This is a genomic window from Veillonella parvula, assembly GCF_032472435.1.
GTDB classification, from domain to species: Bacteria; Bacillota; Negativicutes; order Veillonellales; family Veillonellaceae; genus Veillonella; species Veillonella parvula_N.
On sequence record NZ_JAWEGM010000003.1, the window covers coordinates 226,816 to 238,936 of the forward strand.

The following is a 12,121-nucleotide window of genomic DNA, read 5'->3' on the forward strand; positions in this document are numbered from 1 at the left end:
ATAAGATGAAAGAACGAAAGTCTACTGTGAAAAGACTTTTGTTCTTTTTTTGTATTTGACTTCACAAACCTTTCATAATAGTGTATAATACAGAACATATAATTTTAATCGAAAATTATGAATATGATTAATTTACTATAAAATCATTAGTTTTAGATTATAAGTGTTGTTTGGCCCATTGTAGCAAGGGTTTTTATGATTGAAAATATATTTAAATGAGTAAGAAAATCAATTTTTAAAAGAAGTTTAAAGTTCTGAAAATAAATGAGCGAAATGTGAAAAAAATATATTTACATTCATAAACTAATCTGATATTTTATATGTATAGTAATTAAATTTTTGATGAAAATTTTATTATTTTTAGTGTTTTAGTGTTGGTTTTAGAATCCCTTATAAAACTGTGTGAAAGGTAGGTACTACTAAATGAATCGTATTTATAGGGTAATTTGGAGTCAGGTACGGGGCGCATATGTCGTTGTATCTGAAATTGCAAAAAGCCATACTCGTGGCTCCAAAAGCTTTGTTAGTAATTCCGCTAAAGCTTCGGTAAAAGTTGGCTTGGCGGCTATGGTTTTAACCTGCGGTAGTGGGTTGATTTCGGGTGTTGATGCAGCGCCTAACAGAGGCCTTTCTTTGGCTCCTGGTGAAGGCCCTAGTGATGGTGGGTTTACGTATTTATATCCTAGCCAAAATTCTCCTTATATTCAGATGTATGATTACAAAACACCAGGGAATCCAGGACTAGGAAATTTATATACAAATAATAAGGTGTTTGGTATCCAAATCGGTAACAATGCGAATGCTCGTGCTAATGATGGCTCCGTATCCGGTATTTCTATCGGTGACTATTCCCAATCTCGTGCGTTGGGTATCGGTTTAGGCCACTATGCTCAATCTGAACAAATCGGTGCTATTGCTGTTGGTTCTGCTGCGAAGGCAAAAGGCTTTAACTCCTTGGCGATGATGCGTCAAGCCTATGCAGGTGAACAATATGCGGCAGCTATTGGTACGGCAGCATCCGCACAAGGTAAAGCGAGCTTGGCTATGGGCCACTCCGCATTAGCAACAGGTGATCAATCCATTGCTATCGGTTCTGCAAATCCTGATCCATTAACAGATGCAAAAGGTACACCGTACACAGCATATGACGGAACTACTAATACTCAAGCTAATGCAGCTCGTGCTATTGCTATCGGTCAAGGTGCTAAATCAAATACTGATGATAGTATAGCTATGGGTACAGGTGCTAATGTAGCGGCAGGTAGAAATTATAAAGGTGAAAACTTTACTCATGGCATAGCTATCGGCAGTAATGCCCTTTCTCAGGGAATACAAGGTGTAGCAATTGGTAATCGTGCTGCTCATTATCGTGATAACGCAGTAGCTATTGGTAACAATGCTAAAACATATGCTGTAGATGGTGTTTCAATCGGTAACAATGCTGAATCCGGCATTCAAAATGATCCTCAATACAAAGTAAATAATTCCGTTGCTGTAGGTAACTCTGCACGTGCTCATGGTGGTTCCGGCGTTGCTCTTGGTAATGATACATATGCATTGGGCGGATCTTCTGTGGCTGCAGGTAATGCGGCATGGGCATTAGGTGAACGTTCCACAGCTATCGGTAACAATGCTCATTCTGAAGGTTACGGCTCTATTGCTATGGGTCGTGAAGCGAGTGCTTTGAGTACTCAAGATGGGGACAAGAAAAATGTTGTGGCTATCGGTGATGATGCACAAGCAACTGGTTCCCGTTCCATCGCATTGGGCGTAAGCGCTCAAGCTGGTACATTAGAACGTGTACGTGATCGTAGCGTTTACAAAGATAATCCTGAATTAATCACTAAACTTAAAGCTCAAAAAGAAGTAACTGATGCGGTAGCAATCGGTAGCGAAGCAAGTGTACAAGAAAACGAAGGCTTAGCTCTCGGTAGCAAAGCAACAGTAAATAATGTTCGTGGCGTTGCATTAGGTGCTAATTCTGCAACAGCTGCTCCTGTAAGTACTGCTAGTGAAACAATTAACGGTTTGAAATACAACTATGCAGGTGGTAGTGCTGATTCCACAGTTAGCGTAGGTAATACTTCTACAAAACGTACAATTACTAATGTTGCTGCTGGTCGTGTAAGCGCACAATCTACAGATGCTATTAACGGTAGCCAATTATATGGCGTTGCTAATGCAGTAGGTAATGTAGCTAACAGCACTAAGAATATCTTGGGCGGTAATGCTCAGGTTGACCAAAACGGTACTATCACCATGACTAATATTGGTGATACAGGTAAAAACACTGTTCATGAAGCTATTAAATCCGCAAACTCCGGTTGGGAACTTCAAGTTAATGGCCAAAAGGTTAAAGATGTAAAAGCTCCAAACCGTACAGTGAACTTTAACGCTGGTAAAAATATTAAATTAGAAGGCGCCGGAGACAATGTTACAGTTGCAACAGTTGATAATGCAAACTTCAACTCCGTTACAACTGGTAGCGTATCTATGAGCAAAACCGGTATCAATGCTGGTGGTTATCAAATTACCAATGTACAATCTGGCGGTGATACATTAACAAATGCGGCTAATATCGGTGATATTTCTCGTATTGCTGCAAAATACGATAAATACTTGCAACGTGGTTCTGCAACGTATGAAGCAAACGGTAATGGCAAGATTAACATGACCGGTACAAATGGTTTGACTGCTGAAGTAACAGGTTTGAAAAACACGTATGTTACATCTGGTACAGTATCCAATGACGGTAAGAGATTGACATTGACACGTAATGACAATCAAACATTCGATGTTGATATCTCTAAAATCTCTAATGGTCTTTCCAAAACTGACTACCGTTTGATTGCAAACCCTGCAGCAGGTAGCAATGGCGAATATAAAGTAGCTGCTGATGGTAGCATGACATTGACTGTTGCTGATGCTGACGGTTCCAACCCTAGACAAGTTAAGTTGACGAACCTTGCTTCTAAAGAGCAACAAGATATTAACACTACTAATATCACAAATAACACTAACAAAATCGCTAAAGGCTTGAGCTTCAGAGGCGATGACAATGTTAAAATCAATAAACAACTTGGTGATACATTGGGCGTTACAGGTGGTGCAAATACCGGTGCTTTAACAGACAACAACATCGGTGTTGTAGCTAAAGACGGTAACCTTAATGTTAAGTTGGCAAAAGACCTAACTGGCTTGAATAGCGTAACTGCAGGTTCTGTGCGTGTAGGTAAACATAGCGACAATAAAAACTATGTAACTGGTTTGGACAATAAAGAATGGAATGTTCAAAACCCTACCATCACATCTGGTCGTGCAGCAACTGAAGATCAGTTGAAAAAAGTGTCTGATGAAATCAAGACTACTAATGCGGCTAAAACAGATTACCGTTTGATCAACAATACAAACTCTGCGGATGGTTCTTACTCTGTAGAAAATAACAAGGTTGATTTAAAAGTTAAAGATGAAGCTCATCCTAACAACCCTGCTAATACAGTAACAATTAACAACATCGCATCCAAAACTGAATTGGATAAATTGACAGAACGCGCTGTTAAATATGATCTTAACGGTACTACTGTTAATAAAAACAAGGTTACTTTGGAAGGCCAAGGCGGTACAACAATTACTAACTTGAAAGCTGGTGAAGTATCCTCTACTTCTACAGATGCTGTAAACGGTAGTCAATTACATGATGTGAAAATCGAAGCAGGTAAACATTCTAAAGTTACTGTTTCCGATGATAACCTCAAATTGACAACTACTCCTGCTACAAGCACTGAAGGTGCTAAATATGATCTTCGTTTGAATAACAAAGTGACATTAGGTAGCGGTAACAATCAAGTAGTTCTTGATGGTACAGCAGGTAGAGTAACTGCTAGTGGCGTTGTAATGGGCGCTCAAACTGTTCAAAATACGAAACATGCAAGCGAAACTGGTAATTATGTAACTAACTTGAGCAATAAGAGCTGGGATTCCACATCTATCGTATCCGGTCGTGCAGCGACTGAAGATCAGTTGAAAAAAGTTAGCGAGCAAATTACCCAACAAGGTAGCAGTGCAACTGACTATCGTCTTGTAAGAAACTCCAGCGCTGACGGTTCCTACAAGGTAAACGACAATGGTGAAGTATCCTTGACTGTAGAGGATAAAAACCATGCAGGCGTTAAAGAGCAAGTTACAATCAATAATATTGCATCCAAGACTTCTGTAGATAAATTGACAGATCGTGCTGTTAAATACGACATCAATAACGGTGTTGTTGATAAAACTAAGGTAACATTGGAAGGTGCTAATGGTACTACTATTACAAATGTAAAAGATGGTGCTGTAACAGCTACATCTACAGATGCTATTAATGGTAGCCAATTGTTCAAGACTAAAGAAGAATTGATCAATAAAGGCATGAAGTTCGGTGCTGACTCCGGTAATGTAATCAATAAAAAACTTGGCGAACAAGTAAACGTTAAAGGTGGCATTACAGAAGCATCCAAATTGACTGCTGAAGACAATATCGGTGTTGTATCCGATGGCTCTAACGACTTGAAAGTTCGTTTGGCTAAAGACCTTAAAGGTTTGAACAGCGTAACTGTAGGCGATACAAAAGTTACTTCCAACGGTGTAACTATCAGCAACGGTGCTACAAACAATGCATCTGTATCCCTTACTAAAACTGGCTTGGATAATGGTGGTAACAAGATTACTAACGTTGCTCGTGGTACAATCGATAGCGATGCAGTAAACTTGGCACAATTGAAAGAAGTATCCAACAGCGCATCTGCAGCAAACACGAAGGTAGCTGAAGGTAAAAACATTAAAGTTGATGAAAGCATCGACAATGTAACTAAAGCTAAAACATATACTGTAGGCTTGAAAGATGAAGTAACATTAGGTGCAGGTAACACAGCTATAAATATTAACGGTACAACAGGTATCGTGAAAGCTGGCACTGGCGATAATGCTGTGACTATCAATGGCACAAATGGTACTATCAACTCCGGTAAAGTAACTATCAATGGTACTACAGGTACTGTTAACGAATTAACTAACAGAACTTGGAACCCTAAAGCTATTACTAATGGTCAAGCTGCTACAGAAGATCAATTGAAAGTAGTAGACAATAAAATTGATACTACAAAAACTGAAATCGTAGAAAAAGGCTTGGACTTCCAAGGCGATGCAGGCACTGCAATTCATAAAGACCTTGGTCAAACATTGAAAATCTCTGGTGGTCAAGCTGATGCATCTAAACTTTCAGAAAATAACATCGGCGTAGTTAATAACAACGGCGTATTGAATGTTAAACTTGCTAAAGATTTGACAGGTTTGAACAGTGTAACAACTGGTGCTACAACTATTAACAACAATGGCTTGACAATCGGTGGTAACACATTTGTTACAAGCAACGGCTTCAATGCTAACGATACTCAAATCACAAACGTGAAAGCTGGTACAGAGGATAATCACGCAGTTAACCTTAAACAGTTGAAAGAAGTATCTAACAATGCAGCTGCAGCTAAAACTGTTGTAAAAGCTGGCAAAAACATCAATGTAACTGATTCTGAAGATCCACTTACTAAAGCTAAGACTTATACAGTTGGTTTACAAGATACAGTAACATTGGGTTCCGGCAATACAGCTGTTAATATCGACGGTACAAAAGGTATTGTGAAAGCCGGCGAAGGCAATAATGCAGTGACTATTAACGGTACAAACAGCACAATTAATGCTGGTAACGTAGCGATTAACGGTGTAACAGGCAATATCAATTCCGGTAAAGTTCTTGTTAATGGTGCTAAGGGTACTGTAAACAGCTTAACAAATATCACTTGGGATGCTAATAACATTACAAGCGGTCAAGCTGCTACAGAAGATCAATTGAAATCTGTTGATAAGAAAATTACTGAGAACAGCACTGACTTGACTAAGAAGGGCTTGAACTTCCAAGGTGATGATGCTACAAGCATTCATAAAGACCTTGGTCAAACATTGAATATTACTGGCGGTCAAGCTGATGCATCTAAACTTTCAGAAAATAACATCGGCGTAGTTAATAACAACGGCGTATTGAATGTTAAACTTGCTAAAGAGTTGACTGGCTTAACAAGTGTAACAACTGGTGCTACAACAATTAATAACGAAGGTTTAACAATTGGTGGTAAGAAATTCGTTACAGCTAACGGTTTTGATGCTAACAATACACAAATCAAAAACGTAAAAGCTGGTACTGACGGTAATGATGCAGTTAACTTGAATCAATTGAATGAAGTTAAAAATGCATCCAACACTACAGTAGAAGGTAGCGAAAACATCAATGTTAACTCCACAGTAGATCCTAATACACAAGCTAAAACTTACAAAGTAGCGTTGAAAGACAATGTAACTTTGGGTTCTGGCAATAATGCAATCAACATCAACGGTACTACAGGTATCATAAAAGCTGGTGACGGTGCTAATGCTGTAACTATCAATGGTACAAACGGCACTATTAACTCCGGTAAAGTGACTGTCAATGGTACTACAGGTACTGTAAACAACTTGACAAACATTACTTGGGATGGCAAAAACTTCACAAGCGGTCAAGCTGCAACAGAAGACCAATTGAAAATTGTTGATAAGAAAATCACTGACAACAGCACTGACTTGACTAAGAAAGGCTTGAACTTCCAAGCTGATTCTGGCGAAGCAATTCATAAAGATCTTGGTCAAACATTGGATGTTGTAGGTGGCATTATTGATAAAACTAAATTGTCCGACAACAACATCGGTGTAGTATCCGAAAATGGTAAGTTGAATGTTAAACTTGCAAAAGATTTAACGGGCTTGAACAGTGTAACTACTGGTCAAACAACTATCAACAACGATGGCTTGAAAATTAACAACAAACAATTCGTTACAGCTAATGGCTTTAACGCTAACAATACGCAAATCAAAAACGTAACTGCTGGTGTAGAAGACAACGATGCTGTTAACGTTAAACAATTGAACGATGTAAAAGCTGCATCTAATACAAAAGTAGAAGGCAGCAAAAACATTAATGTTGATGAAACTGTAGATCAAACTACAAAAGCTAAAACTTACACAGTTGCATTGAAAGACACTGTAACATTAGGTTCTGGTAATAATGCAGTCAACATCGATGGTACAAAAGGTATCGTAAAAGCTGGCGACGGCACTAATGCAGTAACTATCAACGGTGTAAACAGCACAATTAATGCTGGCAAAGTTGCAATCGATGGTGTAACAGGCAATATTAATGCAGGTAAAGTTCTTGTTAACGGTGCAAACGGTACTGTAAACAACTTGACTAACACAACTTGGAATCCTGCAAACATCACAAGCGGTCAAGCTGCAACAGAAGACCAATTGAAATCTGTAGATCAAAAAGTTACAGACAACACTAATAAAGGCTTGAACTTCCAAGGTGATGATGCAACAAAAATTCATAAAAACCTTGGTGAAACATTGGATGTTGTAGGTGGCACTTCTGATAAAGCTAAATTGTCTGACAATAACATCGGTGTGGTATCTGAAAACGGTAAGTTGAATGTTAAACTTGCAAAAGACTTAACAGGCTTGAACAGCGTAACAACTGGTCAAACAACTATCAATAACGATGGCTTGACAATCAACAACAAACAATTCGTTACAGCTAATGGCTTCAACGCTAACAATACGCAAATCAAAAACGTAACTGCTGGTGTAGAAGACAATGATGCTGTTAACGTTAAACAATTGAACGATGTAAAAGCTGCATCTAATACAAAAGTAAAAGGTAGCAAAAACATCAATGTTGATGAAGCTGTAGATCCAACTACAAAAGCTAAAACTTACACAGTTGCGTTGAAAGATACTGTAACATTAGGTTCCGGTAACACAGCAGTTAACATCGATGGTACAACTGGTATCGTAAAAGCTGGTAACGGTGCGAATGCAGTAACTATCAATGGTGTAACAGGCAACATTAATGCAGGTAAAGTTCTTGTTAACGGTGCAAATGGTACTGTAAACAACTTGACTAACATTACTTGGAACCCTAATAACATCACAAGCGGTCAAGCTGCAACAGAAGATCAATTGAAAGTTGTAGATAACAAAATTGATAAGAACACTGAAAACTTGACTAAGAAAGGCTTGAACTTCCAAGCTGATTCTGGCGAAGTAATCCATAAAGATCTTGGTCAAACATTGGATGTTGTAGGTGGCATTACTGATAAAGCTAAATTGTCTGACAAGAATATCGGTGTTGTATCTGAAAACGGTAAGTTGAATGTTAAACTTGCAAAAGATTTAACAGGCTTGAACAGCGTAACAACTGGTCAAACAACTATCAACAACAATGGCTTGACTATTGGTGGTAATACATTTGTTACAAACAACGGCTTCAATGCTAACAATACGCAAATCAAAAATGTTAAAGCTGGTACAGAAGATAGTGATGCTGTTAACCTTAAACAATTGAACGAAGTAAAAGCTGCGTCCGATACTAAGGTAAAAGGTAGCAAGAACATCCATGTTGAAGAAGAAATCAACGATCTTACAAAAGCTAAAACATACACTGTAAACTTGAAAGATACAGTGACATTGGGCTCCGGTAGTACATCAGTTCATTTCGATGGTACAACAGGTATCATTAGAGCTGGCGAAGGTGCTAATGCTGTAAATATCAATGGTACAAACGGTACAATCAACTCCGGTAAGGTAACTATCAACGGTGGTTCTGGTACTGTTAACGATTTGACTAACAGAACTTGGGATCCTAATAAGATCACTAATGGTCAAGCTGCAACAGAAGATCAATTGAAAGTTGTAGACAACAAAATTGATAAGAACACTCAAGACTTGACTAAGAAAGGCTTGAACTTCAAAGGCGACTCCGGTGAAGCTATCCATAAAGACCTCGGTCAAACATTGGGACTCAAAGGCGGCGAAGCTGATGCTTCTAAACTTTCAAATGGTAACATTGGTGTAGTTAATGAAAACGGTAACTTGAACGTTAAACTTGCTAAGAACCTTAAAGGTCTTGATTCCGTAACTGTTGGTTCCGATCCAAACAAACAAGTTGTTCTTGATAATAAAGGCGTGTCTGTTGGCGGTAAAACATATATCTCCAACGAAGGCTTAAACGCAAATAATCAAAAGATTACTAACGTGGCAGCTGGTGTAAATGATACAGATGCAGTTAACGTTCAACAGTTGAAGAGCAGCATGGCGGCAGCAACTACAACAGTGAAAGCTGGCGATAGCGGCAATACAACTGTAACAGCTACAACAAATGCGGATAAGTCCAAAACATACACTGTAGATATCAAAAAAGACTTGAACCTTCGCAGTGTAACTACAACTACTGACGATCAACAACACTCTACTGTAACAAATGGTGTAGGTGTTACAAGCACTGATACATTAGGTAATACGACTGCTCTTACTGCAGGTAATGTGAAAGTATCCGATAATCAAAATAATACAACTCAAACAACAGCTAAAGGTGTACTTGTAGATAATCCAACTAAGGCCACTGAATTGACTGCTGATGGTGTTGTAACTACTGATAAACGGACTAAGAGCACAAGAACAACTGCAGATGGCATGGTAGTTACATCCGGCATGGGTGGTACTAAAGTAACTACTACTGTTAGCAGCAACGGTGTTGCAATTACTACTCCTCCAGCAGGTCAAGGTTCCCCTAAAGATGGTACTGGTGCAGTAACATTGACTAAGGACGGCTTGAACAATGGCGGTAATAAAGTAGTTAACATGGCAAGTGGCTATGCTGAAGGCGAAGATATTAACAATATTGCTGATAATAGCAGCAGCTTAACAAATGGTGCTAACATCGGCGACTTGAAGAAAGGTATCGACGGCCTTAAGAAAGCTGGCTTGGACTTTGCAGGTGATAAAGGTTCATTCCATCGTGACCTAGGTCAAAAAGTGACTGTTAAAGGTGGCGTTACTGATGAAAGCAAACTTTCCACTGCAAATAATATCGGTGTTATCTCTGACAACAACGGTAGCTTGAATGTTCGTTTGGCAAAAGATATTACTGGTATCAATTCCATTACAACTATGGATAACTCCGGTCATACAACTGTGACAAACGGTAACGGTATTACAATCAAAAATAATGGTGGTGGCAGCGTATCCTTAACAAGCTCTGGCTTGAACAACGGTGGTAATAAGATTACTAACGTAGCGCCAGGCGAAATTAGCTCCACTTCTACTGATGCTGTTAATGGTTCCCAACTTAATCGTGTTGCAAACAGCATGAATAATGTTGTAAACGAAGTTCGTCAAGTTGGTGCAATGTCCTCCGCGTTGTCCGCATTGAAACCTATGGCTTATGACCCTTACGAACCTACTCAAATCATGGCAGGTTACGGTAACTACCGTGGTGACTCCGCATTGGCATTAGGTGTGGCTCATTATAAGAATGAATCCATGATGTTACATGCTGGTGTTGCTTGGGCAGGCAGCAATAGCCATATGATGGCAAATGCTGGTGTAACTTGGAAAGTAGGTAACAGAGACGGCGAAGCAGAAACTGCAGATCGTTATCGTAAAGGACCTATCAGTTCTACATATGCAATGCAACGTGAACTTGCTGCAATGAAAGCTGAAAATCAAGGATTAAAAGGTGAAGTAGCTGATTTGAAAGCTGAAAATGAACAAATGAAAGCTAATATTGCTGCAATGATGGCAAGACTAGGTTTATAATACGTTCATACTGAACATTACGGGTTGAGGATTCCCTTTTGGGGGTCCTCCCACCCGATTTAATTCGTTGATAGAAAAGAGGAATATATAATGAAAAAATCCACTTTGCTTGCTTTCACAGCGGCAGTATTATTCGGCAGTGGCGTATTCCATGTTAATGCGGCATCTGCTACATATGATGATCCATTGCTTTTACCAAATCCGGCTAAAGCGCCTACAACCGGTTCTGTTGTATTGGTTCCTGTGGCTAGCCCTCAGGCGGTGCAAAGTATCCATGAATTTGTGAAAGCATGGGAAAATGCGGAAAAACATATTGCTTTAGCTGAAAGCAAAAAGAATAATCATCAAGCGTTAACTAAAGAAGAAGCTAAATGGTTACATTCTAAAGATAAGCATAATTATGCTGATTATTTCCGTAAACATTCTTTAGGTTATGTACATGGCCAAGAAACTGCATTGAACTGGAATGGTGAAAACCGTAATAAAAACGAGTATAGCTATTACACATTCCCTAAATATGATAAGGACCAAGGTTACACAAATAGCTATGGTTACAATGTATTGCGCAGCATGGTTGATCGCATGAATGAATTGCTTCAAAAACAAAAGGCCGTTGGCGGTCCTTTGACTGATGAAGAAGCACAAGCATTGGAAGATGCTATGCTTGATATCATGGCTCAAGATCAAGAACATGTATCTAATGAAGAATTGCGTTATTACATGAACGAAGCAGTTTGGTTTGCTACAAAACAAACTGTGAAAAATATGTCTGCAGAAGAACCTTCTGTTGGCGATATGCACGAAATCAATCTTCGTGAAGCGATTCAAACAGATAACTAATTATCTAATACATATATAACTAAATCTTTATATGTATAACTTTTGTTGTATAGGGTATGCAGATGCAATACCTTATATATAAAAGTTTTTAATATACAGTGTTGAAACGCAAATAAGGGATTCTATAAACACACTGTTATATAGGCAAGAAGCCGCAACAGAATGCAATATGTATTCTTGTTGCGGCTTCTTTTTGCTTTAAATTCTCCTTATATGATATGTCTAAAAGAGTGATATAACTCAAGTTTCGAATCTGTAAAATTAGGCCGTGAAATTGTGCAAAAATAATGGTAAAAATTTTCTGAAATTTGTAGTAAAATTTGTCCAAATTTTGTTGACATGAGTATATGGAAATGTTATTATATTCAAGTACCCCATATGAAGGGGCACAGATCTTTGAAAACTGAACAATGATAGGTAATCAATCGAAATGATTGAGCATATGCCAGAGTGCGGGTTTTGACACAGTCAAAACCAACCATAATTCAAAGTTACTTCAATGTAACGACAACAAATAATGAGCTATTCAAATAGCTTCAAGATATCTTGGAGAGTTTGATCCTGG

Annotated in this window: 2 protein-coding genes; both read left to right on the top strand. The window is 38.6% G+C overall.

Features of this window, described 5'->3' with window-relative positions; all coding sequences use genetic code 11:
• Nucleotides 1-423: 423 nt before the first annotated feature.
• Nucleotides 424-10,716 (top strand): ESPR-type extended signal peptide-containing protein, encoded by a 10,293-nt coding sequence (locus tag E7A03_RS06220; RefSeq protein WP_316073866.1) that lies wholly within the window; start codon nucleotides 424-426, stop codon nucleotides 10,714-10,716.
• Nucleotides 10,717-10,806: 90 nt separating this feature from the next.
• Nucleotides 10,807-11,556 carry a hypothetical protein gene (locus E7A03_RS06225; protein WP_004692888.1) on the top strand — a complete coding sequence of 250 codons (750 nt, stop codon included), beginning with the start codon at nucleotides 10,807-10,809 and terminating at the stop codon, nucleotides 11,554-11,556.
• Nucleotides 11,557-12,121 lie beyond the last annotated feature (565 nt).

Coding starts and splice junctions, on each gene's coding strand:
- E7A03_RS06220 (WP_316073866.1), top strand. CDS start 424: ATGAATCGTATTTATAGGGTAATTTGGAGTCAGGTACGGGGCGCATAT.
- E7A03_RS06225 (WP_004692888.1), top strand. CDS start 10,807: ATGAAAAAATCCACTTTGCTTGCTTTCACAGCGGCAGTATTATTCGGC.